We start from the raw sequence: 26445 nt of genomic DNA, 5'->3' as shown, positions 1-26445 counted from the left end.
AACAGCTTCACCGCCGCCGAAGCCGAAATGCCGAACCGTTTGGCGGCAGACCGGCGGCTTTCACCACTCAAAACCGCCGCCACCACCCGCTCGCGAAGATCATTGGAAAGGGGTCGAGTCATCAGATGCTGGCCTCCACTCCAGCCAGCATCTTGAATCACAAAACCCACAAATCTGGAATCCCCTTCGATTCCATCAAGCCGTGAACCGCTCTAGAGCCAACCAGAGGCTCATCGGTTAAGTTCCGGAAAATACGGATCGGAGAAAAGCCGCCGGCCGCGCTCGCCTTGCAAACAGTCGACCGGTGTCGCCGCGTCGATCCGGATCGTCCCGAGACCGGCCTTGGGATCGGCCCAAGGGTCGGCAACACCGCTGACCTCTAGGACCAACTTGCGGCGTATGGCGGTCACGAATTCGGAAGCGGCATAGACCGGCAGCACGAAAGAGCCGGGTCCGCCGGTAACGCACTCGGCATAGTATTGGTCGAGATGGCTGAAGCTGGGCGATGGGCTGATCAGGATCGGCAGGCCGTTGATGACGATGCCGTTTGCCACCGCGGCGTCGCGTGTCGTGGTGACGGGCATGCCGATGTTGTTGGGGCCATCGCCTGAAATGTCGATCACCCTGCGTGTCGCGTCGAAAGCGGTTCCACCGAGAAGCTTCGCGCCGAAGGCGAGCGCACCGGAAATCGAGGTGCCGCGAAAGCTCCTGAACGGGCGGGCCTCGATCTTGTCGGCAAAAGCGCTGGCGCTCTCGGCGTTGTCGATGACCTGCCAGGCAATGAGCGCATCGTCGCGAACGGTGCCTGCCCATTCGAAATAGGCGAGCGCGATGCGGCCCTTCACACCCGAGCGTACCGCCTTGATGAAGTCGGGGTGGCGCAGCGCCTCGACATAGCCGGCGCGCTGCAGGGCGAATTCCCTTTCGTCCATCGAGTGCGAAATGTCGACCGCCAGCACCAGTTCGACGTCCACGGCAATGGTATCGGCAGGCGCGGCCAGTGGTGCTGCCTGGGCGCAGGCAAGGCAGGCAAGCAGGCTAATGCATGTCGCCCAAGAGTGCGCAGCGGTTCTGGGGTAACGACATGCATAGAAACAAAGACTTAAAGCGTGTCGCATGAATCTCTTCAACGGGACGCGCTTTAAGCACGTCAAGCGTGGGTTCAACGCCGCAGACCTCCGAACGATATCGGCAATCTTTCGCTGCGATCGCGGCGAAATAAAGCTTGGCTGCGCATAGCCGGCTATGTCTCTTGGTAGGCTGCGGCGACGGCCGGGGGTGGCTCGATCGCGCCGGCCTGACATGGACTGGCTTGAGAGCTGGTCGGCCGACGTCTTTCACGATCGCCAATGAGCGCGGAAAGAATTCACTGTTATGCTGGCCACGGCCGATATTGAGGATCGCGGCGTCGGCAAGACGCGCCTCCAGCATCGACAGCACCCGCCTCAGCGTCGCGCCATCGAACGTGTCCAAAGCCTCGTCGATGATCACCCATTTCGGCTGCCGCAGGACCAGCCGGGCAAAGGCAAGCAGGCGCTGCTCGTCATCGCTCAATTCACGCTCCCAGCGCGCGGAGCGGTCGAGTGAGGACGACAGACGCTCGAGACCGACGTCGGCAAGCACCGCCGAGATCTCGGCATCGCTGACAGCGGCATTGGCGTGGTCGAGCACCTCGCGCAGTGTGCCGAGCGGGAAATAGGGCTTGCGGGGGACGAAGGCGGGCACGTCTCCGGCCGGCATGCCGATCCGTCCGCTTCCCCACGGCCACAGGCCGGCAATCGCGCGAAAGAACAGCGTCTTGCCGGCGCGCGGATCTCCGGTAATCATGACGCGCTCGCCGGCGCGGATTTCGACATGGGCCTCGGCGAGCTTCGTACATCCATCCCGCGACGCAATCTCGAGTTTCTCGAATGTCAGCCTGCCATTCGGGTTTTCGCCGATCGTGATGCGTTCTTCGGCGTCGTGCAGCACATCCGTTTCAACAAGCGCGATGCGGAAATCGGCGACGCGCATCAGCGTGGCGCGCCAATCGGCGATACCGCCGATATTGTTGATAAACCAGCGCAACGAGGAATGCACCTGGTTGAAGGCGCCGACAGCCATCATCAGCCCGCCGAAGCTGATATCGCCGGCGAAATAGACCGGCGAGGCGACGAGGATCGGCGCGACGACAGTGATCCAGCCATAGGTATCGGTCACCCAGGAAAGATTGATCTGGGCGCTGTAGATACGCCGCATCGCGCCCAGCACCGTGCCAAGGTCGAACTCCAGCCGTCGTCTCGCGTCGGCCTCGCCGTGCGCAAGCGCGATGGCATCGACATTCTCGTTGACGCGGACCACCGACGAGCGCAGCTCCGCTTCACGCGTATAGCGGTCGCTGTTGAAGCGGATGAGCGGCCGTCCGACCAGCCAGCTCAGCCAGGAGGCGGTGCCGGCATAGAGGATCGCGGCCCACACCATGTAGCCCGGCATGGCCAGCGAATAGCCGCCGATATGGAAGACGAAACCCGAAGACAGCGACCATAAGACGCCGACGAAGGAAACAAGCAGAATAAACGACTGCAATAGCCCTATGCCGAGACCGGTAGAAAGATCGGAGAGATGCCCGGCATCCTGCTGCAGGCGCTGGTCGGGATTGACGCCGATGGCGCCGGCGTTGGCTAGCCGGAAGGCGCGCGCCGGCCGCATCCATTCACCGATCAGATCGAGGGTCAACGCCTCACGCAGCTTCAGCCGAATCATCTGGTCGAGCCAGGTCTGGCCGACATTGAGCACCACAAGCCCGCCGGCGATGGCGGCAAAGATCATAAGCTGGTGCAGAAAACCCTGCATGTCGCGCCGCGCCAGCGCGTCGTAGAAGGGCTCGTTCCAGCGATTGAGCAGCACCTGCCCGATCGAGGTTGCCACAATGACGGCAACTATGCCGATGCTGGCCCAGAGCAGTTGTTTGCGGATCGGCGAGGTACCCAGCGCCAGCTTGATTGTCGCCAGTTGGTCGCGCAGGCTGCTGGCCTCGATCGACGCGGCAATCGGCTTGGTTTTGGCCTCGACATCCGGATGATCAGCCATTGGGGAAGTCCTTGGATTCGGAAGCGGTGCTGAAACCGGTGAACATGTCGACTCAATCGGGTAGCGAGCTCGCCCCCGACAGATAGGTGAGAAAAAGCACGATTCCGATCACGAAAATGTCATCGACGGACCGGCAACGATGCGTTCCCGGTCCGCGATATCCGGCCGAGCCTTGTGGCGCCATGCGGGGAGAAAACCGGTACGAAGACGCGACGAGACGCGCGCTGGGCGACCGGCACGCCCTGATAGAGCCGCTTCTGCGCCTCGACCACGATGACGCCGGAAAAGATCGGCCAGAGCCTGCGGCCGGCGCGCTCCAGCACGTTGTGGAGCTGCATCATGAAGCGTCGCCGCGATGGCGGGAAAAACAGGGCATCGGACCAAGCGGCGGGCGTGAAGTTTGCTTCGCGCAGCAATTCGGTGAGCTGGCCGCGCGAGAAAGGCCGGCCGCTGCCGAACGGCGTATGCTCGAAACGGGCCCAGACACCGCGCCGGTTTGGCACGACGATGACGACGCGGCCGGCGGGCGACAGCACCCGCCAGATTTCGTTTAGCGTCTCGCGCGGGTTCTCGGCATGTTCGAGTGAATGGACGAGCAGCATACGGTCGATGGAGGCATCGACCAGCGGCAATTCCTCATCGAAGACCAGCGCGGTCGCGGTCGGCCCCGTGGCAGGCCAGACCACCGCGCCTTGCGTCGCCGGCATGAAAGCAAAGACCCGCTCTGCGTCGGTGCCGAATCGCTCCAGCCACGGCAAGGTGTAGCCAAGGCCAACAAGCCGCTCATTGGGCACGACAGCCCATATCGAGGACAACGCCATGGTGATCGAGCGTTCGGCCAATCGCCCGAGCGTGGTCGAATAGAAAGAGCGGAGATCGACGATATCGGAATGCATGCGCGGGACGGTATCTTCGATGCAGTCCAAGTTCAACAAAGGCGGATGACATCCGCGGACAAGCGCCCTATGTCTGCGGCGATAAAGGAGAGATGCGATGCCGGTCGAAATCGAACAGTTCATGTGCCGCAGCGACAATTTCGGTGTGCTGGTGCACGACCCCAAAAGCGGCCAGACCGCGATTATCGACGCGCCGGAGGAGGCGCCGATCCTGGCTGCGATTGAGCGTACCGGCTGGACGCCGACGATGATCCTGACCACCCATCACCATGTCGACCATGTCGAAGCCAATCTGGCGCTGAAGGAACGCTTCAAGCTGCGCATCGTCGGACCGGAGGCAGAAAAGGCCAAGATCCCCGGCATCGACGAAACCGTCGAGCAAGGCTCGGTCATCCACCTCGGCGAGGAGAGGATCGACGTGATCGCCACGCCCGGCCACACGGCAGGCCATGTCTCCTATCATCTGCCGGCGTCGAAAGTGGCGTTCACCGCCGACACGCTGTTCGCGCTCGGCTGCGGCCGGCTGTTCGAATGCAAGCCGCCGGTGATGTACGATTCGCTAAAGAAGCTCGCGGCACTTCCGGCCGAGACGGTCGTCTATTGCGGCCATGAATACACGCTTTCCAACGCCCGCTTCGCGCTGACCGTCGACCCGACCAATTCGGCGTTGAAGGAGCGCGCTGCGAAAATCGAGGCGCTGCGCGCCGATGGCAAGCCGACGCTGCCGACGACGATCGGCGAGGAATTGTCGACCAATCCGTTCCTGCGCTGGCACGATCCAGCAATCCGCAAGCATCTCGGCATGGAGAAAGCCTCCGACGTCGAAGTGTTCGCCGAGATACGCAAGCGCAAGGACAATTTCTGAGCGCCATTGATGGTCTGGAAAGCATGACCACCTCCGCCGAAATCATCGCAACGCTTGGCCTGAAACCGCATCCGGAAGGCGGCTGGTATGCCGAGACCTTCCGCGATGGCGCAGAAGGCGCGCGCGGCCATTCGACCGCAATTTATTTCCTGCTGGAGCAAGATCAACTGTCGGCCTGGCACCGGGTCAAGGACGCGGCCGAGGTCTGGCACTTCTATGCCGGCGACCCGCTGGCGCTGTCGATGCATGAGGAAGACGGGCCGGTGGTCGAGCAGGTGCTCGGCGCGGCACTGGCGGCGGGCGAGCGGCCGCAGATCGTCGTGCCGGCAGGCTGGTGGCAGTCGGCACGCAGCCTGGGCGAATGGACGCTGGTCGGCTGCACCGTGGCGCCGGGCTTCGATTTCGCGGCCTTCGAACTGGCCGCACCAGGCTGGAGTCCTAACCCAGCAGGAAACCCAGAGTGATCCCCAGCTGGGCGGCGTAATACAGCGCCCAGACCGCGTAGCGCATCCAGGCGCGGTGCGGCGAGATGGCGGACAGCAGGTACTTTTCCGAGGCGAGCAACCCGTCGGACGCCATGAATAGCACGGCGCCGCTGATAACCCAGAAATTGCTCAGGGTGAGTGCTGAAATCCCCATAGCAAGCATTGCCGCGATATAGACGCTGACGGGAAGGCGCAAGGCGGGACCGACGCGGCGCCAGAGCGCAAAAAGCATGGCGAGCGCGAACACGATCATTACCACGGCAATCGCCGCACGCCACGGCTCGGCCGAGAGCAGCCCGATCCCACCGCCGGAACGCAGGAACAGCGCGATGTAAAGCCCATGCGCAACGAGAAAACTGGCCAGCCCGCCGAGAAAAGCCTTATCAGCGTCGCGCGACAGGAATGCATCGCCGGTGGCGCTGAGCGCCAGCGCCGCGACGAGCAACCAGGGACCGCCCTGCAGCGATGCCAGCACGGCAAGCATCGCCACGGCCAGCGTCTTTGCCGCCGAGCGCGCCAGCGTTGGTGACATGTCGATGGTGAAGGCGTAGATCACGGCCGCCACCAGCGAAAACAGCAGCGTCGCATTGGCGTTGGCGTCGATGCCGCCGGGAAACGGCATCACGCCCCGGCCTCGCTCGTTGCCTGCTTGCGTAAGAACAGCGATTTCGCCGCAAGGGCTGCCCCGCCGGTGATCAGCACGCAGGCAGCGAGGATGCGCAAGGACGGCTCGGCGAAACCGGCTGATATCAGCACCAGCGTCGACAGCAGCGGCGCGGCATAGCTCGCCGCGCCAAGCACCTGGATGTTGCCGCGCTTGACGCCGATATCCCAGGCGTAGAAGGCCGCGCCCACCGGCATCAGCCCGAGGCCGAGCACGGCCAGCCACTGGCCGGCGCCGACGGGCAGCACCGTCTCTTCCAGCATGAGATGGCAGATAAGCGAAAGCGCTGCGGTAGCCGCACAGAACCAGGTGACGATGCTTGTAGGCACCGACGGGAAGCGCCGCGACAACAGCGAATAGGACGACCACAGCACGGCGCAGATGCCGGCCATCGCATAGCCGAAGGCATAATGTGCGTCGAAGGCAAGCCCGCCGCCCTTGGTGACGATCAGGAAAGTGCCGGCGAGACCGAGCAGCGCGCCGACGACGTGGTTCCAGGCCAGCCGCTCGCCCGGCATCAGCGCCGACCCGAGCACAATCAGCAGCGGCCATAGATAGGCGATGAGGCTCGCCTCCACCGCCGGCGCGTTGCGCAGCGCGGTGAAGTAGAAGAAATGATAGCCGAACAGGCCGGCAATGCCGATCACCCACACTCGGCGCGGTATCTTCTCGCTCCTGTCGGCGGCCGGCATGAATAGCCGCGCGACGAGCCCGACGCCGGTGCCGATCGTGAAGGTGATCGCCGAGAGCAGGAACGGCGGCACCGCGCCGGAAGCGTCCGTAAGCAGCGCCAGCAGCGCCCACATGGCGACCGCCGAGAAGCCGATCAGTGTTGCGCGCCCCATGTCCGTCTCCGGCGGCGCGCGATCGCGCCTATTCTGTTGCTTCGAACCGCTCCGCGCTGACGGTGAGAGTGCCGATTTTCGTCGTGACCGCGGCGTGGATCGGCGCATATACGCCGGTTTGGCCAAGCGGCGCAAACGTCACCATGATGCGGCTGCGCTTTTTCAGGTAATTCAATGCCTTGCGGTTCTTGCGATAACCCGCCACTGGCTCAAAACCCATCCTGCAAGTGACGGTATCGCCCTTGTAGCCGCGCACCGAGGTCGAGCCCTTCGAATCGTAGGTCAACGTCAGATCGGCGCGCATCTCGCCGTCGTAGAGTTTCACCGTGCGCCCGCAAACCTCGTCGAGACTATCGGCATGGATCACGGTGGCGGCCATCGGATCGAGCACCGAGGCGAGATCGCTGGCGCCCAGCGGTATCCAATTCTTCGGATTGCGCTTCTTCGGCGCCGGCACGACCTTTGTCGCGGTAACAGTGCCATTGGCGAACTGTATATCGATCATCGACGCCTTCTCGCCCGACTTGTAGTCGGCGCGGAACGCCTGCGGCTGCAATCGCTTGCCCAAAATCTTGCCCTTTGATGAGATCGTGCCACGCGTGTCGTCGAACATTGTGGCGAGGCCGGCGCTGGAGACGCTGCCATCGATCGAATAGGTGTCGCCTTGGTAACTGCTGGAAAAGATTGCCTTCGCCACAGAGAGGCCGAGGATCGACACCGTATACTCGCCCTTGAAGGATTGCGGCGTGGCGGCAGACGTTGCCGTCGGCAGCGCCACGGCAAGCGAGGCAAGGAGAGCATGAGACGAACGAAGCATGGCGGGATCGGTCCTCGATTTTTGACCGGAGATGGCAACTCCGGCCTGGCATGTCCCTGTGCGACCGCTTATAGGCTGAATTCCGGCCTTTATGTGAAAGGCGCCGTCACAGCGTTGCCCAACGATGCCTTCTTCTGCGAGCCGGCATTCAGTTCGACAAGCTCACCTAGGCCTGGCACCCAATTTCGCCGTCAAGCGCTTCGATGCCGGGCCTGTTCCTCGGGCCGGCCAAGGTCGAAATCCGTGGGACGTTCAGCCAATGGCCTTCAAGTCGCGTAGTTTAAATTTTTCTGATCGTTTACGTCTGTACGATTGTAAGTGAAATTTCTGCCGTTGAACTCGCGACAGAAGGCGGTCACACGCTCTTTGCCAAACGCGTCTTTGTACGTGATCTTGCCGTACACGAAGAGGCGCTGACCGGTCGCGCGATGCTCTCCAATCAGGTCACCCAAGCTGCGGCCCTCAAACTGAGGAATCCAGCCCTTAAAAGGCCACGGTTCATCTTGTGGTATAATGGAATCGTCGGGATACCTTCTCTCGAAGGGGCAGTTTTTTGGGTCGGGGGGACTGTCGGCCAAAGTATAGGAAATGCTCAGCTTCTTAACCAAAGCCGGAGTGCGTCCGTAGTTTCTAAAAGTGACTCCATTGGTGGCAATAATGGTGCCATCCTTTTTCTTGGTCTTAGCGGTTACAAAGAGTCTGACGTGCGGACGCTCAGAATTGACGAGTCCCCGAGCGGCTCGTTCAGCAGCCAAAGCCGCGCCGGCAGTGGGGATCAAGGTCAAAAGCAAAAGAGCCAAGCCAGCTGCACTTACATAGAGTGTCTGCCAGCTAGCCTGCGCGCTTTCCTGTGCGGCATGAGCTGCGGACCATTGGGCGCAGATATCTGGCCCATTCCGGGCGCTGGTATCGTTGCAGTGCTCTGTATCGTCGCTGGAGCGCTCTTGCAGGCCGTCGCTGGCTTCTTCGATATTTTCGGTATTAGCCCGATAACTTTCGTGTACAGCCCTGTCGGCTGGATTATATGGCTTATCGTGAGCTACGGTTGAAACCAGAATCGTAAACAATGATGCTAACAGGACAATCCTTAGCGCCCCGCGCTGATTTCTCTGTTTCATCTTTGCAAAACACCTGCACCTTGGAGACTCAGATGACCCCTGAACCGTCAACAAATCTGTGTTTCATAGCAACGGCCATGGACGGAGAATATCGTAAAGGACCCCTGCAGCGTTTTCTGCGGTTCAGGGATCGCAGATTATCGTCAAATCGCGTCGGACGCGTCATCGTGGATGTGTACTACCTCATAAGCCCATTCGCGGCTAAAACACTCGTAAGACATCCCCTTCTTCGTAGGGGCGCTCGTTGGTCATTGCATGTATTAGCTAAAGCCATCTAAATTAAATTAGATAAAAAACACTGCACCAGTCCTGATCGTTAGCATGGAGCGTGACAGTGACGCCCAGAAAAAGTACTCATTAGAGCTTGCTGCAAATGGTCGCCTTTCTCCTCAAAGCGAAGCCAGCATTTGACCAGATAAGCATACGCGACATCCTTTTCACTCAGATCAACTTCCAGAAGGTTAGCCGCTGATGCCTTGCAGGCTGTCATCTCGCCCATACGTACCGTCTAGCATCTCCAAGCCTGCCCAGTTGAGAGTGCTCCCGTCTCATATGTCGTCAGCAAGCCGGAGCTTGACGCATCGGCGAAATGCAACTAAGGAACGCCAACTTTTCCATAAGGCCGCCTGACCGAAACCGCGCGCCACCCGGCGCGGGCTCAAAGGTTTGGCCAGACCGAGAACTGAAGGTTTAGAACCATGTCCCGTACCTGCGAACTCACTGCCAAGGCAGTCATGTCCGGCAACAATGTGAGCCACGCCAACAATAAGACCAAGCGTCGCTTCCTGCCGAATCTCGTCAATGTGACGCTGATCTCGGAAGCGCTGAACCAGAATGTGCGCCTGCGCATTTCCGCCAACGCGCTGCGTTCGGTCGAGCATCGCGGCGGCCTTGATGCGTTCCTGGCCAAGGCCGACGCCAAGGAGTTGTCGCAGCGCGCCCGCCTGCTGAAGAAGCAGATCGCCAAGAAGCTGGCCGAACAGCCGGCCGCTTAATTTTTCAGGCGGCTGCCTTCCAAGGAGTGTCGTCCGAACTCGGTATGACACCCCGCTGGTTCCATTACCCAGGATAAAAAAATGAGTTTTTTCTCCCGATATCTGCCCTTTGTTGCGGCCATGGCGCTTGTCGTGGTGGCGTCGAACATCCTCGTGCAGTTTCCGGTGCAAGGTGCGATCGGCGGCCTGTCGCTGGCCGACATTTTGACCTGGGGCGCCTTCACCTATCCCTTCTCGTTCTTGGTCACCGACCTTGCCAATCGCCGCTACGGCCCGGCCGTGGCGCGCCGGATCGTCTTTGTCGGCTTCATGGCGGCGGTGATCTGCTCGATCCTCATCCCGCCCTTGCTGTTCCGCCACGGCCTGATCGAATTCGAGACGGCCGCCGACCGGCTGGTGCGCATTGCGGCGGCTTCCGGCGCCGCGTTCCTGATCGCGCAATTGCTCGACGTGACCGTATTCAACCGGATGCGCCGGCAGAGCTGGTGGCGCGCGCCGATCGTCGGCACGCTGGTCGGCTCGGTGTTCGACACCGCCGTGTTCTTCACCGTCGCCTTTTCGGCGGCCTTCGCCTTCGCTGGCCCGAACGATGGCTTCGCGCTCGAAACCGCGCCGCTGATGGGCGTGCTGTCGGTCGAGACCATGCGCTGGGTGTCATGGGCGCTCGGCGACCTCGGCGTGAAGCTGATCATCGCCGTGGTGGCGCTGATCCCCTATCGGCTGCTTGCCGCCCGCTGGAGCCAGCCGGCACTGGCGGCATAGGCAGTGATCCCATGGGTCCAGCTCGACACTGCAAAAACGCCTGACGGCGGCCGGGAGCTTCGCCTGAAACGGCGCGGCGCCGAGTTCTCGATCATGCTTGGCTCGAACGAGCTGATGAACAGCCGCCTCAGCGGCTCCGAGGAAGCGCTGGCCAGCCTGACTTGCCAAAGGATTGCCGGCCGCAGCCAGCCGAAAATCCTGATCGGCGGGCTGGGCATGGGCTTCACGCTGCGCGCTGCCCTTGCCGAGCTTGGCGCCGATGCCGGTATCGTTGTTGCCGAGTTGGTGCCCGCCGTCGTGGCGTGGGCGCGCGGCCCGATGGCCTCGGTGTTCGGCGGCTGTCTCGACGATCCGCGTGTGATTGTTCGCGAAGCGGATGTCGGGCAGCTCATGCGATCGGAAGCCTCTGCCTGGGATGCCATTCTGCTCGACGTCGACAACGGGCCGGAAGGAATCGTCCACAAGGCCAACGATGCTCTTTACAGTCTAGCCGGGTTGAACAGCGCGAGAGCAGCGCTCAAGCCCGGCGGCGTGCTGGCGGTCTGGTCGCAGGGACCCGACAGCGGTTTTACCCGCAGGCTCAAGCAGGCAGGCTTCGCGGTCGAGGAAGTCAAGGTCCACGCCAACGGCAAGCGTGGCGCGCGCCACGTCGTCTGGGTCGCGATCAACGGACTCCGGCCTGCGGCAGCCAGCGCGAAGCTTTAGACTTCTTTTCGGCTTATCGGCCATCCCTCGCCGACCGCCTCTCAATCCTCGTGCAGGACGAATTCCAGGTAGAGGTTGCGTTGCAGCATCGAGTGGTTGTCGTCCGAGATCAGCGACACCATCAGCGCGCCATCGTCGCGGGTCCAGACGTCGAGCCCTTCCATATTGTCGATCTGGTAGGCCATGTCGGCTTCCATCAGCACCGGCCCGTCGGCGACGGCGCCCTTCTCGACGCTTTCACCATAGATGCGCCTCAGCCGCATCTTGACGCCGCCGGCCATCGAGAAGCTGCGCTCCAAAAGCAGAAGGTCGCCGTCCGGCAGGAACGCACCGTCGGTGATGTCGAATTCACCGTTGCGCTTGACGGTGAAGACGCCCTTGTGCGGCCCTTCGATGACAGCCGCATAGATGTTGCCTGATTTGTCGAGGCTCTTTTCCGACACCACGACCAGCCCGCCCTCGTGCTGCCCGTGAGGATTGGCATGGGTGCCTGTCTCAAAGCCGCGATTCCGACGAAGCTCCCAGGCCGGAATCAGGAAGTCCAGTTGCTTCAACGGCGCCTTCATATCGTGCGGATCGAATTTGAACTGGGCGACACGGTGGTTGCGCTCGAAGCCGACCGTGGCAATGCCGTCCTTGACCGCAAGGCCTTCGGCGTCGACCTCCCATTTCTCGTCGATCGGCTGGCCTGATGCGTCGATCATCTGCTGCATGCGGAAATTCTGGATGCCCGACGGGCGCTTGTCGGCATCATGAGTGACCGTGCCGAAGAACCAGAAACCGGTGTCGGCGACGCCGATGAAATCACTGCCGGGCTTGAGGAAGCGAAACGCCGACAGCGCGCCGAAATCGCGTGACGGCGAAGTCATTTCCAGCCCGCCGACGAATTCGAGCGGACCGAACCGCTTTTCGTCACGGCCGATGTGAAACCGGGTTATCGGCCGTGCCGAGATTTCGATCGGCTCGACCGAAACAGGGCCGACTGCGATGGAAGGCGACAAGGCGATGCCGGCAAAGAACAGCGCTGTGGCGGCGAAAAGCGTCTGCCGAAAGCCGCCCCGCAAAAAAATCATCCGGCACGCCGCATGCCGCCGCGTCGCGTGTCTCGCGCGCTTTCCTCGCCAAACAGCGAAGCGAGCTGCTCGGTCATGGCGCCGGCCAGTTCCTCGGCGTCGACGATGGTGACGGCGCGCCTGTAATAGCGGGTGACGTCGTGGCCGATGCCGATGGCCAAGAGCTCGACCGGCGAGCGCGTCTCGATCAGTTCGATGACGGCGCGCAGATGCCGTTCGAGATAGTTGCCCGGATTGACCGACAGTGTCGAATCGTCGACCGGCGCGCCGTCCGAGATCATCATCAGGATCTTGCGCTGCTCCGGCCGGGCGATCAGGCGGTTATGCGCCCACAGCAACGCCTCGCCGTCGATGTTTTCCTTAAGCAGGCCCTCGCGCATCATCAGGCCGAGATTGCGGCGTGCCCGCCGCCACGGATGGTCGGCGGATTTGTAGATGATGTGGCGCAAATCGTTGAGCCGCCCGGGATTGGGTGGCTTGCCTTCCTTCAGCCATTTCTCGCGTGCCTGCCCGCCCTTCCAGGCGCGGGTGGTGAAGCCGAGGATCTCGACCGAAACGCCGCAGCGCTCCAGCGTCCGCGCCAGAATATCGGCGCAGGTGGCGGCGACCGTGATCGGCCGGCCGCGCATCGAGCCCGAATTGTCGAGCACCAGCGTCACCACCGTGTCGCGGAATTTGGTGTCCCGTTCCTGCTTGAAGGACAGCGGCTGCATCGGATCGATGACGACGCGCACCAGCCGCGCCGGATCGAGATAACCCTCTTCGAGATCGAAATCCCAGGACCGGTTCTGCTGCGCCATCAGGCGGCGCTGCAGCCGGTTGGCCAGCCGGCCGACTACGCCGGACAGGTTGGCAAGCTGCTTGTCGAGGAAGGCACGCAGCCGATCCAGCTCCTCTTCCTCGCACAAATCTTCCGCACCCACCGTCTCGTCGAAGGCGGTGGTGAAGACCTTGTAGTCGATCTCCTTCGACAGGTTGGCGAAGGGATTGTCGTTGCGGCGCGCCTCGCCGGGCGTCTCGGCATCGGCGTCATCATCGTCGGACAGGTCGTCGGCGGTGGCATCTGACGCCTCCGTCTCGGCCGATTGCTCGTCGTCGGACGACGCCTCGGTGTCGTCGGACTGCGACTGCTCGGAGCCGGAATCGTCGTCGCCGCCCTCCTCGCTCTGCTCCTCGCCTTGCGGCTGGTTCTCGTCGTTGTCCTCGGAGTCTTCCGTCTCCTGGTCGTCACCGAGCTCCTCGGCCATTTCCATGGAAGCCAGCATCTCGCGCACGACACGGGCGAAGGCCTGCTGGTCGTCGAGCTTTGCCGACAGCCCGTCGAGATCAGCGCTGGCCTTCTCCTCGACCCACGGGCGCCAGAGGTCGACCAGCCGCTCGCCGCTCTTCGGAACAGTGCGGCCGGTCAGCTTTTCGCGCACCATCAGGGCCAACGCCTCCTCGATCGGAGCATCCGCCTTGTCCTTGATGTCGATGAGGTTGGCCCTGGCGTATTTGTCCTCGAGCATCGAGCCGATATTGTCGGCCACACCTTGCATGGCGCGGGAGCCGATCGCCTCGACGCGAGCCTGCTCGACCGCATCGTAGATGGCGCGGGCCTGCTTGCCTTCCGGCGCCAGCCTGGTGTGGATGCGCGCGTCGTGGCAGGCGCGCTTCAGCGCCATGGAATCGCCGAGACCGCGGGTGATGGCGATATCGGCCTTCGACGCCTTCTTCGGCAGCTCGGGCAAGCGGGCGCGGCTGCCAGCGAGCGCCGGCCGGTCCTTGGCGAAACCGACTTCGAGTTCCTTGTCGCCGGCGATGGCGCGCATGCAGACGGTGACGGCGCGCTTGAAGCTGTCGGCTTCAGACCCCGTCTTCGACTTGTTGCGCGTATTGTCGCCCGGACCCGCCATCGAGACTCTGCTTAGCCCAGCACCACATTGGCCGCCGATTCCGGCAGATCCTCGCCGAAGGCGCGCTGGTAGAACTCGGCCACGAGCGAGCGTTCCAGCTCGTCGCACTTGTTGAGGAAGGTCAGCCTGAACGCCATGCCGATATCGCCGAAGATCTCGGCATTCTCGGCCCAGGTGATGACCGTGCGCGGGCTCATGACAGTCGAAAGATCGCCGTTGATGAAGGCCGAACGCGTCATGTCGGCGACACGCACCATCTTGTTGACGATCTCCTTGCCCTTGCCGTCGCGGTAGTGTTTGGCCTTGGCCAGCACGATGTTCACCTCATTGTCGTGCGGCAGATAGTTCAGCGTGGTGACGATCGACCAGCGGTCCATCTGCGCCTGGTTGATCTGCTGGGTGCCGTGATAGAGGCCGGTGGTATCGCCGAGGCCGACCGTGTTAGCGGTGGAAAACAGCCGGAACGCCGGATGCGGGCGGATGACCCGGCTCTGGTCGAGCAGCGTCAGCCGGCCGGACGATTCCAGCACGCGCTGGATGACGAACATCACGTCCGGACGGCCGGCATCGTATTCGTCGAAGCACAGCGCGACATTGTGCTGGTAGGCCCAGGGCAGGATGCCGTCGCGAAACTCGGTGATCTGCAGCCCGTCCTTGACGACGATCGCATCCTTGCCGACGAGATCGATACGGCTGACATGGCTGTCGAGATTGACGCGCACACACGGCCAGTTGAGACGGGCGGCGACCTGCTCGATATGCGTCGATTTGCCGGTGCCGTGATAGCCCGACACCATGACGCGGCGGTTGTAGGCGAAGCCGGCGAGGATCGCCATCGTCGTGTTCTTGTCGAACAGATAGTCCGGATCGATGTCGGGCACATGCTCGCTCGTCACCGAGTAGGCCGGCACCACCATCTTGGACTCGAAGCCAAATTTCTCCTTCACCGACACCGTGGTGTCGGGCAGGTTGGCGATGTCGCGATCGACCTTGTTCATCACTATCAACGTCTCCACGGGCGAAACGCCTGATTTCGCCGGCAATCTATTTTGTCCGGGGGCGGTCTTAGAGCCTTTTCCAACCTTATGAAAGTTGGAAAACGACACGAACCGTAAGGTCGCTCAGCACAATCCTGCCTGCTTGAGCACGCGATATGCCTGGAGCACATCGCGGAACCGGTCTTCCGAACCTCTGTCGCCGCCATTCGCATCCGGATGGTGGCGTTTCACCAGTTCCTTATAGCGCGCCTTGATATCCTTGCCAGTCGCCTTTGTATCAAGGCCAAGCGTTTCCAGCGCCTTGGCCTCAAGCGGCTTGGCCTTGCGCTCGCGCACCTCGCGCGGATCCTTCGGACCTTTGAACAGGTCGAACGGATCGCGCATGCGGTTGTAGTAGCCGGCGCGGCCGGAACGCTGCTGGGCGAAATCAGGCGAGGAGCGCGTCGAGGCGCCGTTGACGCCCATCTTCCATGTCGGCCGGTGGCCGGTCATCGCTTCCTTCTGGAAGCGGGCGATCTCGGTGTCGGGGACACCGGAGAAATAATTGAAGCCTTTGTTGTACTCGCGCACATGATCGAAGCAGAACTGAAAATACTCGCCCTCCTTCATGCGCCCGACCGGCGCGCGATGGGTGCCGGCCTCCTTGCAACCGTCCCACTGGCAGATCGGCGAGCGCGACTTCAGCTCCGCATCCTTCTCCGGGCGGATGCGGATTTTCTCGAAATATTTGGGGTACGCTTTCATCTCACCCATTTATGGGCTGTTCGCCGGTGCGAAACAAGAATTGACATTTTCGCGATGATCGCCCTAACCGCTGAATCGCGGCATAAAGCGGGCGATTGGCGAATTTTGTCGCGGCGACGGCATTGCGCGTCCTCCTGGACACGCAAAGAGCACCGATTTTCGGGGGTCATGCGCCAGCCATATGTGGTGAAGGGAAGTACGAATGTCCATACAGTCAACGATGGAAGGCAAGTTGAAGAAGGCGTTCTCGCCGGAGCGGCTGATCATCATCAACGAAAGCCATCTCCATGCCGGCCATCACCATCAGGACTCCGACCATCACGGCACCTATGACGGCACCGGCGAGACGCATTTCCGCGTTCGCATCGTCTCCTCGACCTTTGCCGGCATGAGCCGCATCGAGCGCCACCGCGCGGTCAACGAATTGCTGGCCGACGAGCTGAAGGCCGGTGTCCATGCGCTGGCGATCGAGCCGGCCGCGCCGGACGAAAAGACCAGGTGGTAGGCATCAGCCGAGCGCTGCCTTCAGGAAAATCATCACCGCACGGGTCAAGGCATCGCCTTCGTCGCCGAAATCGCGATTGATCGACATGTGCGAATAGGCGCTGCCGTCGAACAAAATGACTTCCGTTCCGGTTGCCCGCAGGCGCTCGGCGAAGGCCTGTGAGGCTGCCGCACGACCCGCTGCGCGCGAATAGGCGACGAAGGCCGGCGGATGCTTGCGGCTCCCGACATGGAAGGCAGGCGACAGCGCAGGCCATTGCGCCGGATCGGGAAAGGCCCGGGCATAGGCCCGCGTCATGCCGCCGCTCCTCGCAAGCGCCTCCAGATCATAGGCCTTGGTATCGTTCAGAACCAGCGCCGCAACGCCGGGCAGACCGCCGCGCAGCCCGGTCAATGCAGCGAGATGGCAGCCGGCCGAATGGCCCATGACCGCTATCCGGTTCGGATCGCCGCCGTGTCTGGCGATGTTGGCGCGCACGTAGCGATATGCCTGTTCGACATCGTCGGCCTGGGTGGCGACATCGGCCTTAGGCAGCATCCGATAGTCGATGGAGACGAAGCAGAAACCATTGTCGAGCAGGAAGTCCGGCTTAACGTTGACGTTGGTGCGGTTGCCGGCCCGCCAGGCACCGCCATGGATAAAAATGACCACAGGCAGGCCGCTTGCGCCATCGCGCGAGTAGATGTCGAGCTTGGCCGGTCCGTAGTCGAACGTTTGCGGAGAAGGCGAGCGCCGGCGCGATGACGCTGAAGCGCTGGCAGGCAGCAAAGCCATTGACATCAAAAGCAGGGTTCGCCGATCGATCACCGTCATCTCCAGACAGCCCAGTCGAAAGTGCACGCCGGCGCGGCGAGCGTCCAGTCAAGGATTGGTTAGCCGGGACAAGAAGCTAAATGTCGCCGGCCGGCCTGATCCTCAGCCTTGCGATCCGGTTCTTGTCGCGCTTCATGACGACGAAGCGCTTGCCGTGAAAGGTGAAAGCCTGCTTCTCGTCCGGGATCAATTGCGTCTCGTGGATGACGAGACCGGCAATGGTGGTGGCTTCCTCGTCCGGCAGGTCCCAGTCAAGCGCCCGGTTCAGGTCGCGGATCGGCACGGTGCCGTCGACGACGACGGAGCCGTCGGCTTCCTGCTTGACGCCCTGAATGTCGATATCGTGCTCGTCGGCGATCTCGCCGACGATCTCCTCGATGATATCCTCCAGCGTCACCAGTCCCTCGACCTCGCCATACTCGTCGACGACGATGGCGAAATGCGCCTTGCGACGCAGGAAGGCATTGAGCTGTTCCTGCAGCGTCGTGGTGTCGGGCACGAACCACGGTTTTGTCGCGATCTTCATCACGTCGATCTGGGAAAAGTCGTTGCCGACATCGTTCAGCGCGCGCAGCAGGTCCTTGGCATGCAACACACCGACGATGTTGTCGAGTGAGCCCTTCCACAAGGGCATGCGGGTATGCGGGCTCTGCAGGATCTCGCGCACCACCGCTTCCGGCGGATTGTCGGCGTTGACCGAGCGCATGTTGGTGCGGTGGACCATGACATCGGACACTTCGAGCTCGTCGAGATCGGACAGGCGGCCGATGCGGGCGCGATCCTCGCGCACCGCCTGGCCATTGCGCCGAACATCATCGACGGCGCCGCGCGGTTCATCATGGTTCGAATGCTGCGGCTCGATGCGCTGCAGTTCATAGCCGAAGGCGGCGAGCAGCCGCGCGCGAAAGGCGAAAGCGAGCAAGCCGAGCCCGGCCAGGACAGCAGCGACAATCCAGCCGGTCTCGTTCATCCCGGGCGGCTTTTCTGCTGACCCGGGCGGCTGTGCTGACCCGGATGGTTCTCCCTTAGAAACGACAGCACTTCCGACGCCGGCACGTCCCTGGCGATGAAGGCCTGGCCGATGCCGCGCGTCAGGATGAAGGTCAGCGCGCCGCGCGACACCTTCTTGTCCTGGGTGATGAAGGCGAGCAGCGCCTCGGCATCAGGCAGTTCGCCCGGAATGTCGGTCATGCGCCAAGGCAGGCCGACGGCGCGAAGGTGCGCCTCGACCCGCGCCGCATCGTCGGGACTTGCCAGATTGAGCCTGGATGAAAAGCGATAAGCCAGCGCCATGCCGATGGCGACCCCCTCACCGTGGACGAGACGGGCGCTGTCATAGCGGGTGGCGGCCTCCAGCGCGTGACCGAACGTGTGGCCGAGATTGAGCAACGCGCGGTCGCCGGTCTCGAACTCGTCGCGGGCGACGACATCGGCCTTGGCGCGGCAGGCTTCGGCGATGGCTTCGGCCCGCTCCGGGCCGCCGGCAAACACTTTGCCCCAGTTTTCCTCCAGCCAGGCGAAGAAGCCAGGGCGATCGATGAGCCCGTATTTGGCGAGTTCGGCATAACCGGCCCTAAATTCCCGGATCGGCAGCGTGTCAAGCACTTCGGTATCGGCCAGCACCAGTTTCGGCTGATGGAAGACGCCGACGAGGTTCTTGCCGCGCGCGCTGTTGATGCCGGTCTTGCCGCCGACCGAAGAGTCGACCTGCGCGAGCAGCGAAGTCGGTATCTGCACGAAATTCATGCCGCGGCGCACGATGCCGGCGGCAAATCCGGCCAGGTCGCCGATGACACCGCCGCCGAGCGCGATGACGACATCGCCGCGCTCAAGCCTGGCTGCCAGCACGCCGTCCACCACCTCCTCGAGATGCGCGAAACTCTTGGTCTTTTCCCCAGCCGGCAACGTGATGACGGCAGGCTGAATGCCGCCCTTTTCGAGGCCGGCCTTCAACGTTTCGAGGTGTGCTGCGGCGACATTGTCGTCGGTGACCACCGCGGCGCGCGTGCCTGGAAGGCGACGCGAAATCTCGGTGCCCGCGCGCGAAAGCAGGCCGGAGCCGATTAAAATGTCATAGGCACGATCGCCAAGCCCGACTTCGACGGTGACTGTCGCATTGACGCTCACGACCGCACCTCGCCTGTCGCGGCCGCAACGCCGAAATACCCGCAAAGCGCGCTCACCACCTCGGCCGCAATGACCTCCTTGCGATCGTCGCGGGTCGGCACGGTGACATCGGCGCCTGCGTAGACCGGATAGCGCTCGGCCATCAACCGCTCGATCACGGCGCGGGGATCGGCGCTTTTCAAGAGCGGCCGGTTTTGCTTCTTGGAAACGCGGTCCATCAAGAGGTCGATCTCGGCCTTCAGCCATACCGACACGCCATGGCCGGCGATCGCCTCCCGCGTCTGCGCGCTCATGAAGGCGCCGCCGCCCGTCGACAGCACCTGCGGGCCGTGCTCCAGCACGCGCAGGATGACGCGCTGCTCGAGCGCCCGGAACTCGGTCTCGCCATAGCGTTCGAACAATTCGGGGACACTCATGCGCGACACGCTTTCGATCTCCTGATCGCTGTCGATGAAAGGCAGTCCCAGGATCCCCGCCACCTTGCGGCCGATCGCCGTCTTGCCGGCGCCCATGAGGCCGACAAAGACGATGGAACGGTTGCCCAGCCGGCTGAGCAGCGCGGCATGGCTCTCGTCAGGAGGATTTGCTGGTAGCGCGCTCATACGGACCTCGTTGCCGGCGTATCGACATCAAAAGCCTGTTTGCGTCAAGCGTGGCGCGCGCCGAGCTTCGTCCTTGAATTGGCCGGATTGGCGTCTCATAAGGGCACAGGGTTTGGAAACGCAGAACAACAAGACGGGCGAAAATTGATGCCGACACTGTTCCGCTTTGTCGTGACGCTCACGATTCTGGCCGGCATTGTCTATGGCGCGATGTTCGCTCTGGCGATGTTCGTCGAGCCGAGAAAGGCCGAAATGAGCGTGCGCATTCCTCCGGAAAAGCTCAATCCCAAGAAAAACTGATCCCAGGAAAACTGACCCAAAGAAATGAACAGCGCAGCCCGCATCGAAGCCTTTCTGGAAATGATGAGCGCCGAGCGGGGCGCAGCCGAAAACACGCTTTCCAGCTATCGCCGCGACCTCGAAGACGCTTCGGCCGAGATCGATGGCGGGCTTGCGGGCGCCGCCGCCGGCGATATCCGCGCCTATCTCGACGATATCGCCGCGCGCGGTTTTGCCGCCACCTCGCAGGCACGCAAACTGTCGGCGATCCGCCAGTTCTTTAAGTTCCTTTACGCTGAAGGCCTGCGCCGCGACGACCCGACCGGAACCCTGGACAGCCCGAAGAAGGGCCGGCCGCTGCCGAAGACGATGAGCGAGGCCGACACCGGCCGGCTGATCGACCGTGCGGCGCAAGAGGCAGCTGACGCCTCGCTGAACGATGGCGACAGCCTGGCGGCGCTGCGCCTGCATGCACTGGTCGAGGTGCTCTACGCCACCGGCCTGCGCGTTTCCGAACTGGTCGGCCTGCCGGTGACGGTAGCGCTGCGCGACGATCGTTTCTTCATGGTGCGTGGCAAGGGCGACAAGGAACGCATGGTTCCGCTGTCGGCAAAGGCGCGCATGGCGATGCGGACCTGGCTCTCTGCCCGGGCAACGGTGCCGGCTCTCGCAGACAGCCCGTTCCTGTTTCCGGCAGCAGGCGATAGCGGCTATCTCTCCAGGCAGGTCTTCGCCCGCGACCTGAAGGGCCTTGCGGCGCGGGCCGGCATCGCCTCGGCGAAAATATCGCCGCATGTGCTGCGCCATGCTTTCGCCAGCCATCTCCTGCAGAACGGCGCCGACCTCAGGGCCGTGCAGCAGTTGCTTGGCCATGCCGATATTTCAACGACGCAGATTTACACGCATGTGCTGGAGGAGCGGCTGGTGCGGCTGGTCAACGATCATCATCCGCTTGCCGACTAGGCGTCATATCGCTATGTGAGGACCACGTTCCATCGCTCGGAGCCTCTATTTCCTGGGTTCCGCCAGTCATTGCCTCCCGGTCTATCGGTCCGCTCAAGAATGTACAATTACCTCGATTTCGAAAAGCCGGTCGCCGATCTCGAGGGCAAGATCCTCGAGCTGAAGAAACTCGCCGAGAATGGCGAGGCGGTCGATGTCGGCGATGAGATCAGCCGTCTCGAGAAGCGTTCGCGCGACGCCCTGCGCGACGCCTACAAGGCGCTGACCCCGTGGCAGAAGGTGCAGGTGGCGCGCCATCCGGACAGGCCGCATTGCGTCGACTACATCAAGGGCCTGTTCGACGATTTCACGCCGCTTGCCGGCGACCGCAATTTTGGCGAGGACCAGGCGATCGTCGGTGGCTTCGCCCGCTTCCGCGGCGAGCCGGTGGCGATTATCGGCCAGGAAAAGGGTTCGGACACGACCAGCCGGCTGAAGCACAATTTCGGCTCGGTGCGGCCGGAAGGCTACCGCAAGGCGGTGCGGCTGATGGAACTTGCCGACCGTTTCAACATCCCGTTGCTGACGCTGGTCGACACGGCCGGCGCCTATCCCGGCGTCAACGCCGAGGAGCGTGGCCAAGCGGAAGCCATTGCCCGCTCGACATCGGCCTGTCTCGGCCTGAAGGTGCCGTCGATCTCGGTGGTCATCGGCGAAGGCGGGTCGGGCGGTGCCATCGCCATCGCCACCGCCAACCGCGTCTACATGCTCGAGCACGCCATCTATTCGGTGATCTCGCCGGAAGGCGCCGCTTCGATCCTGTGGCGCGACACCACCCGCTCGAAGGATGCAGCGACCAATATGAAGATCACCGCCCAGGATCTGCTGGAGCTGAAGATCATCGACGCCATCATTCCCGAACCGCTGGGCGGCGCCCATCGTGGCCCGGAAGCGGTCATCGCCGCCACCGGCGACCTCATCGCCAAGACGATGAAGGAGTTCTCCGGCGCCAACACCGATTTTCGTGAGCAGCGCCGCGAGAAATACCTGGCTATGGGGCGAAACCTTTAGCAAGACGAGGTTCGGCGCCGCAATGTGGCGAGATTGAGCACGTCCGCCACAAAAATGCCGCGGCATTCGGTTCAACCAAATTGCCGTAAGGGGATGCGCCCGGCGCTTGCGGTAAGGAATTTTCAAGGTTAACGGGCTTAGGGTTGGGCCTGGCGGCGCTGATGCCTGCGGCCCGAAAGAAAAGACATAGCCATACCCATGTTTGCCAAGCTCGCCCGCACCGGACTTCTGATTGCCGCGATAGGGGTCGCCGGCTGCAATGATTCTTCGATGAAGGATTTTGCCCCCCAGGCCAACAAGCCGCTGCCCGACAAGATCCTGGCCGGCATGAAGGCCAAGGGCATGACCCGCACCTCGCCGGTGATGGCCCGCATCTTCAAGGAAGAGGGCAAGCTCGAAATCTGGAGGGCCAAGACCAACGGCCGCTACGACTTGGTCGCCAGCTACGACATATGCAAATGGTCGGGCAAGCTGGGTCCCAAATTCACCGAAGGCGACCGCCAGGCGCCGGAAGGCTTCTATACAGTCCGTCCGGCGCAGATGAATCCGCGGTCGAGCTACCACCTTGCCTTCAACATCGGCTATCCCAACGCCTACGACCGCGCCAATGGCCGCACCGGTTCTCATCTGATGGTCCATGGCGCCTGCTCGTCGTCGGGCTGCTATTCGATGACCGACGCGCAGATCGAGCAAATCTACGCCTTCGGCCGCGATGCGTTCCAGGGCGGGCAGACCGAATTCCAGATCCAGGCCTTTCCGTTCCGCATGACCGCCGCCAACATGGCGCGTTATCGCAAGGATCCGAACTACGAATTCTGGAAGATGCTGAAGGTCGGCTACGACAATTTCGAGATCACCAAGGTGCCGCCGAAGGTCGACGTCTGCGAGAAGCGCTACGTCTTCAACCAGGTCGCGGCCGACGGCACGACGTTCGATCCGGCCGGCGCCTGCCCCACGACGACGCAGCCGGATTCGTTGAAGAGCGCCTTCAATGCCTACCAGAGCACCTACGAAGCGGCTTTCAACGGCGCGGTCAAAGCCAGCGTGCCGGCCCCAAAGCCAACCATCGCCGGCATCAAGGAAGCCAGCGTCGTTTCCGAGTGGTCGAAAAAGCGCGCCCGTGGCGAACGCGTGCCGATCGAGCCGCCGTCGTTCAACGCCGACGGCTCGGTGACAGAGACGGCGCGCATGGGCCGCATCGATTCGCCGGCCGGCCGCAAGATGGCCGCGCTGGATGCGGAGAAAGCCGCCAAGCAGAAGGCCGAGGAGCAAAGGCTTGCCGCCATAGAGGCGGCCAAAGCCGAGAAAGAGGCGGCCAAGGCTCAGGCTCTGGCCGAAACGGAAGCGGCCAAGATTAATTCGCTAGCCGAAGAGGGCGATGCCATAGCCGCGGCCGAAGCGCCTGTCGCCACCGCGACAATCGCGTCGCCCCAAGCTGCCGCCCCGGCCGAAACGCAGGCGGCCAATGCCGATCAAAGCAGGGTGACAAAGCTGAAGAACAAACTGCTCGGCATGTTCGGCGGCTGAGGTTCTCGCGCTTGGCCAAGCCTACTTCCGTCTATGACCTCAAGGGCCTGAACTGCCCCCTGCCTGTGCTGAAAGCAAAAAAGCGGCTGGCTGCGATGCGGCCGGGCAGCAGGCTCTGGCTGGAAACCACTGACCCGCTGGCCGTCATCGATATTCCTGCTTTCTGCACCGATGCCGGCCACCGCTTGGTCGAAACGGCAGCGGTTTCGGGCGCCCATCGCTTTCTGGTCGAGCGCGGCGAGCAGTCGCTAGACCATGATCCCGAAAAGTGGAATCCGGTTTTCGGAAAAGATCGTGGCTAACCAATAGGTTAAAATCAACGCCCGGCGATGGCCAGCGGGTTGTTTTCCAGCGCTGCGCGGTCGGGTGTGTCTATCGACGGCCGGTTGGTGAAGGCGGCAAACAGCCGGCGGACATAGTCCTCCGGCATGTCGAGCGTGATCAGCACCAACCTCGTGCCACGTTGGCCGTCCGGCCAGGACGGCAGCCGCGCCGGCGGATGCAGGATCTTCTGCACGCCGTGGACGACCAGCGGCCGCGCCGGGTCTTCCAGCAATTCGATGACGCCCTTCATGCGTAGCAGGCGCTCGCCATGCGCCGAACGCAGCAGGTCGAGGAACATCTCGATCGCCGAAAACGGCACCGGCCCGTCATGAACGAGCGCGTAGGAGCGCACGCGGGAATCGTGCCGATGGTCGTCATCGTGATCATGGCCATGGTCATGGTCGCCATGGTGGTGGTGATGATCATGGGCGGCTTCCTCGCCCAGCCAGCGCCGCACGTCGGCGGACTTGGTGGCTGGGTTGTAGAGGCCACAATCGAACAGCGCCGCTACATCGGTCCTTCCGTCACCGGCCTCAAGCAGCTCGGCACCCGGATTGATCTGCCGCAGCCGGGCCCGCAAGGTCTCGAGGTCGCGCGGATCGGTGACCAGATCGGCTTTCGTCAGCACGATGCGATCGGCGACAGCCACCTGCTTCACCGCCTCGACATGGGCGTCCAGCGTCGCATTGCCGTTGACCGCATCGACCAGCGTGATGACGCCGTCGAGCCGAAAAGCCTGGACCAGCGCCGGATGCGCCATGATCGACTGCAGCACCGGCGCCGGATCGGCGAGGCCGGTGGTTTCGATGACGACGCGGGCAAGCCGGGCGATGCGGCCGGTCTGCAGCCGGTCGACGAGATCGGCCAGCGTGTCGACCAGTTCGCCGCGCACCGTGCAGCAGAGACAGCCGTCCGAAAGCTGGATGATGCCGTCCGAGGCCTGTTCGACCAGGAGATGGTCGATTGCCACCTCGCCGAACTCGTTGATGATGACGGCGGTGTCGGCGAGTGCTGGATCCCTGAGCAGCCGGTTGAGCAGCGTCGTCTTGCCGGCGCCGAGAAAGCCGGTCAGCACCGAGACAGGGACGGGAAAGCCGCTGTTCATCAGGCTAGTTCAAGGCCTTGGCGGGCTGGCCGTCTTTGGCCGCCGTGGCAGAACCGATAACTGTCGGCTCGGCACCGGGCGGCGTCGGCAGGTCGGGGCGCCAGCTCGGCAACGGCACGTCGGCATATTCCCGGCCCGATGCATCGAGCATCGCCTTCGGCTTTGGCCCGGTGGCGCCGCCAAGGCCGACGGCGACCAATGTCGGCACATGGTCGAGCTTTTCCCGATAGGGCGATTTCGGCGCATCCTTATCGCCGACGGGGACGGCAGCTTCCGACTGCTCCTTAGCCGGCTTCTTCTTGCAAAGCTCGTCATGCATGTCGTTGACCGATGTCATGTCGCCATAGGCAGGCAGCGCCGCGACCGTGGCCCAGCTCGGCTCGGCCGCCGCGAAACCCTGGTCGAGCAATCTCGCCGCGGTCTCGGCACGTGTGATAGTCGACTGTTCGCCGAGCACCACAGCAACCAGTGTGCGGCCGTCGCGCGTTGCCGAGCCGATCATGTTGTAGCCCGAGGAACAGACGAAGCCCGTCTTCATGCCGTCGGCACCCGGATAGCGGCCGATCAGAAGATTGTAGTTCGGGATCTGCTTCTTGCCGACGGCGAGGCCCTCGATCGAGAACCATGCGGCATATTGCGGGAATTCCGTGCGGATCGCCATCACCAGCAAGCCGAGGTCGCGTGCCGTCGTATACTGGTCCGGCGAAAAGAGCCCGTTCGGGTTGACGAAATGCGATCCGGTCATGCCGAGCCGGCTCGCCTCGGTGTTCATGCGTTCGGCGAAAGCGGCTTGCGAACCGCCAATGTTCTCGCCGACGGCCATGGCGACGTCGTTGGCCGATTTGACCAGCATCATCTTCAGCGCATTGTCGAGCCGCATGACCGAGCCCGGCTTGAAGCCCATTTTGCTTGGCGGCTCGCTGGCGGAGCGTTTCGTGACCTTGATCGGTGAATCGAGCCGGGCCTCGCCGGCCGCGATCGCGCGGAACGTCACATAGGCGGTCATCAACTTGGTCAGCGAGGCAGGATACCAGCGCTTGAAAGCCTCCTGATGCTGGAGGATCTTGCCATTCTCCAGGTCGAACACGATCGTCGGATTGGCGAGAGCCGGACCGGCCAGCACCGGAAGCACCACGGCGCCCGCCAGCAATAGTCTAGGGAAATGCTTGTACCGCATGGAATCCGAAATCGCCTCTTGCCGCAGTCGCCTCTGGCTCCG

General features: G+C 62.7%; 27 protein-coding genes and 2 pseudogenes. 11 read left to right on the top strand and 18 right to left on the bottom strand.

Annotated features, from left to right (window positions below; genetic code table 11):
• The 4 genes and pseudogenes from EN885_RS33870 to EN885_RS18720 all read right to left on the bottom strand — a co-directional run.
• A pseudogene (locus EN885_RS33870) lies at window positions 1–122 on the bottom strand (IS630 family transposase); the annotation flags it as partial.
• Window positions 123–230: 108 nt separating this feature from the next.
• Window positions 231–1043 (bottom strand): DUF1194 domain-containing protein, encoded by an 813-nt coding sequence (locus EN885_RS18730; protein WP_281035148.1) that lies wholly within the window; start codon window positions 1041–1043, stop codon window positions 231–233.
• Between the two features lie 200 nt (window positions 1044–1243).
• A pseudogene (locus EN885_RS18725) lies at window positions 1244–3069 on the bottom strand (ABC transporter ATP-binding protein/permease).
• Window positions 3070–3188: 119 nt separating this feature from the next.
• Window positions 3189–3965, bottom strand: coding sequence for a class I SAM-dependent methyltransferase (locus tag EN885_RS18720; RefSeq protein WP_128242931.1), 777 nt, complete (start codon window positions 3963–3965; stop codon window positions 3189–3191).
• A 97-nt stretch (window positions 3966–4062) separates the two neighbouring features.
• Here EN885_RS18720 and gloB point away from each other — a divergent pair, with 97 nt between their 5' ends.
• Both gloB and EN885_RS18710 read left to right on the top strand, forming a co-directional pair.
• Window positions 4063–4830: a hydroxyacylglutathione hydrolase gene (gloB, locus tag EN885_RS18715; protein ID WP_095485941.1), complete on the top strand. Its 768-nt coding sequence runs from the start codon at window positions 4063–4065 to the stop codon at window positions 4828–4830.
• Window positions 4831–4853: 23 nt separating this feature from the next.
• Window positions 4854–5294, top strand: coding sequence for a cupin domain-containing protein (locus tag EN885_RS18710; protein ID WP_128242932.1), 441 nt, complete (start codon window positions 4854–4856; stop codon window positions 5292–5294).
• On the opposite strand, the gene EN885_RS18705 is transcribed toward EN885_RS18710, so the two are convergent.
• The 4 genes from EN885_RS18705 to EN885_RS18690 form a co-directional block, all read right to left on the bottom strand.
• On the bottom strand, window positions 5269–5937 hold the full coding sequence (locus tag EN885_RS18705; RefSeq protein WP_128243014.1) for a lysoplasmalogenase family protein: 669 nt from the start codon (window positions 5935–5937) through the stop codon (window positions 5269–5271). The genes EN885_RS18710 and EN885_RS18705 overlap by 26 nt on opposite strands.
• Window positions 5937–6824 (bottom strand): EamA family transporter, encoded by an 888-nt coding sequence (locus tag EN885_RS18700; protein ID WP_128242933.1) that lies wholly within the window; start codon window positions 6822–6824, stop codon window positions 5937–5939. Before EN885_RS18700 ends, EN885_RS18705 begins: the two co-directional genes overlap by 1 nt.
• A gap of 28 nt (window positions 6825–6852) precedes the next feature.
• Window positions 6853–7641, bottom strand: a complete 789-nt coding sequence (locus EN885_RS18695) for a DUF3108 domain-containing protein (protein ID WP_128242934.1) — start codon at window positions 7639–7641, stop codon at window positions 6853–6855.
• Between the two features lie 266 nt (window positions 7642–7907).
• Window positions 7908–8759, bottom strand: a complete 852-nt coding sequence (locus EN885_RS18690; RefSeq protein WP_128242935.1) for a hypothetical protein — start codon at window positions 8757–8759, stop codon at window positions 7908–7910.
• Between the two features lie 698 nt (window positions 8760–9457).
• On the opposite strand from EN885_RS18690, the gene rpmB reads away from it, so the two are divergent.
• The 3 genes from rpmB (at window position 9458) to EN885_RS18675 (ending at window position 11221) form a co-directional block, all read left to right on the top strand.
• The gene (gene rpmB, locus EN885_RS18685) at window positions 9458–9754 is read left to right on the top strand and encodes a 50S ribosomal protein L28 (RefSeq protein ID WP_006328411.1); all 297 of its coding nucleotides are present in this window, start codon (window positions 9458–9460) and stop codon (window positions 9752–9754) included.
• An 81-nt stretch (window positions 9755–9835) separates the two neighbouring features.
• Window positions 9836–10516, top strand: coding sequence for a queuosine precursor transporter (locus EN885_RS18680; protein ID WP_128242936.1), 681 nt, complete (start codon window positions 9836–9838; stop codon window positions 10514–10516).
• A 3-nt stretch (window positions 10517–10519) separates the two neighbouring features.
• Window positions 10520–11221 (top strand): hypothetical protein, encoded by a 702-nt coding sequence (locus EN885_RS18675; RefSeq protein WP_128242937.1) that lies wholly within the window; start codon window positions 10520–10522, stop codon window positions 11219–11221.
• A 41-nt stretch (window positions 11222–11262) separates the two neighbouring features.
• On the opposite strand, the gene EN885_RS18670 is transcribed toward EN885_RS18675, so the two are convergent.
• From EN885_RS18670 to EN885_RS18655, 4 genes are all read right to left on the bottom strand, one after another.
• Window positions 11263–12294 carry an esterase-like activity of phytase family protein gene (locus tag EN885_RS18670; protein WP_095485932.1) on the bottom strand — a complete coding sequence of 344 codons (1032 nt, stop codon included), beginning with the start codon at window positions 12292–12294 and terminating at the stop codon, window positions 11263–11265.
• Entirely contained in the window at window positions 12291–14189 is a 1899-nt protein-coding gene (cobT, locus tag EN885_RS18665; RefSeq protein WP_128242938.1) for a cobaltochelatase subunit CobT, read from the bottom strand. Before cobT ends, EN885_RS18670 begins: the two co-directional genes overlap by 4 nt.
• An 11-nt stretch (window positions 14190–14200) precedes the next feature.
• Window positions 14201–15187 (bottom strand): cobaltochelatase subunit CobS, encoded by a 987-nt coding sequence (gene cobS, locus EN885_RS18660; RefSeq protein WP_095485930.1) that lies wholly within the window; start codon window positions 15185–15187, stop codon window positions 14201–14203.
• A 123-nt stretch (window positions 15188–15310) separates the two neighbouring features.
• The gene (locus EN885_RS18655; protein ID WP_128242939.1) at window positions 15311–15940 is read right to left on the bottom strand and encodes a J domain-containing protein; all 630 of its coding nucleotides are present in this window, start codon (window positions 15938–15940) and stop codon (window positions 15311–15313) included.
• Window positions 15941–16133: 193 nt separating this feature from the next.
• On the opposite strand from EN885_RS18655, the gene EN885_RS18650 reads away from it, so the two are divergent.
• Entirely contained in the window at window positions 16134–16436 is a 303-nt protein-coding gene (locus EN885_RS18650; protein ID WP_095485928.1) for a BolA family protein, read from the top strand.
• A gap of 3 nt (window positions 16437–16439) precedes the next feature.
• On the opposite strand, the gene EN885_RS18645 is transcribed toward EN885_RS18650, so the two are convergent.
• The 4 genes from EN885_RS18645 to EN885_RS18630 all read right to left on the bottom strand — a co-directional run bounded on the left by EN885_RS18645 (window position 16440) and on the right by EN885_RS18630 (window position 19978).
• Entirely contained in the window at window positions 16440–17243 is an 804-nt protein-coding gene (locus EN885_RS18645) for an alpha/beta hydrolase (protein ID WP_128242940.1), read from the bottom strand.
• 82 nt (window positions 17244–17325) lie between these two features.
• Window positions 17326–18219, bottom strand: a complete 894-nt coding sequence (locus EN885_RS18640) for a transporter associated domain-containing protein (RefSeq protein ID WP_128242941.1) — start codon at window positions 18217–18219, stop codon at window positions 17326–17328.
• The gene (aroB, locus tag EN885_RS18635) at window positions 18216–19376 is read right to left on the bottom strand and encodes a 3-dehydroquinate synthase (protein ID WP_128242942.1); all 1161 of its coding nucleotides are present in this window, start codon (window positions 19374–19376) and stop codon (window positions 18216–18218) included. The genes EN885_RS18640 and aroB overlap by 4 nt, the downstream gene beginning before the upstream one ends.
• Window positions 19373–19978, bottom strand: a complete 606-nt coding sequence (locus EN885_RS18630; RefSeq protein WP_128242943.1) for a shikimate kinase — start codon at window positions 19976–19978, stop codon at window positions 19373–19375. The genes aroB and EN885_RS18630 overlap by 4 nt, the downstream gene beginning before the upstream one ends.
• Window positions 19979–20125: 147 nt before the next feature.
• Between EN885_RS18630 and EN885_RS18625 the strand changes: the two genes are divergently transcribed.
• The 5 genes from EN885_RS18625 to EN885_RS18605 all read left to right on the top strand — a co-directional run bounded on the left by EN885_RS18625 (window position 20126) and on the right by EN885_RS18605 (window position 24099).
• Complete coding sequence (locus EN885_RS18625) at window positions 20126–20278, top strand: histidine kinase (RefSeq protein WP_095485924.1); 153 nt, start codon at window positions 20126–20128, stop codon at window positions 20276–20278.
• 24 nt (window positions 20279–20302) lie between these two features.
• Entirely contained in the window at window positions 20303–21220 is a 918-nt protein-coding gene (locus tag EN885_RS18620; RefSeq protein ID WP_128242944.1) for a site-specific tyrosine recombinase XerD, read from the top strand.
• 99 nt (window positions 21221–21319) lie between these two features.
• A complete protein-coding gene (locus EN885_RS18615) occupies window positions 21320–22270 on the top strand; it encodes an acetyl-CoA carboxylase carboxyltransferase subunit alpha (protein ID WP_128242945.1) in 951 nt (316 codons plus the stop codon).
• Between the two features lie 198 nt (window positions 22271–22468).
• The gene (locus tag EN885_RS18610; protein ID WP_128242946.1) at window positions 22469–23797 is read left to right on the top strand and encodes a murein L,D-transpeptidase family protein; all 1329 of its coding nucleotides are present in this window, start codon (window positions 22469–22471) and stop codon (window positions 23795–23797) included.
• A gap of 11 nt (window positions 23798–23808) precedes the next feature.
• Window positions 23809–24099, top strand: coding sequence for a sulfurtransferase TusA family protein (locus EN885_RS18605; RefSeq protein ID WP_095485920.1), 291 nt, complete (start codon window positions 23809–23811; stop codon window positions 24097–24099).
• Between the two features lie 14 nt (window positions 24100–24113).
• Here the strand turns inward: EN885_RS18605 and EN885_RS18600 are convergent, their stop codons facing one another.
• Together EN885_RS18600 and EN885_RS18595 are read right to left on the bottom strand one after the other, a co-directional pair.
• Window positions 24114–25226: a GTP-binding protein gene (locus tag EN885_RS18600; protein WP_128242947.1), complete on the bottom strand. Its 1113-nt coding sequence runs from the start codon at window positions 25224–25226 to the stop codon at window positions 24114–24116.
• Between the two features lie 4 nt (window positions 25227–25230).
• Complete coding sequence (locus EN885_RS18595; protein WP_128242948.1) at window positions 25231–26403, bottom strand: D-alanyl-D-alanine carboxypeptidase family protein; 1173 nt, start codon at window positions 26401–26403, stop codon at window positions 25231–25233.
• Window positions 26404–26445: the final 42 nt, after the last annotated feature.

Origin of the sequence: Mesorhizobium sp. M6A.T.Cr.TU.014.01.1.1 (genome assembly GCF_004022765.1) — a bacterium.
In the GTDB taxonomy this organism is placed as follows: domain Bacteria; phylum Pseudomonadota; class Alphaproteobacteria; order Rhizobiales; family Rhizobiaceae; genus Mesorhizobium; species Mesorhizobium mediterraneum.
Note: the sequence above shows the minus strand (reverse complement) of the source record. Positions and strands in the feature narration are given on the sequence as shown.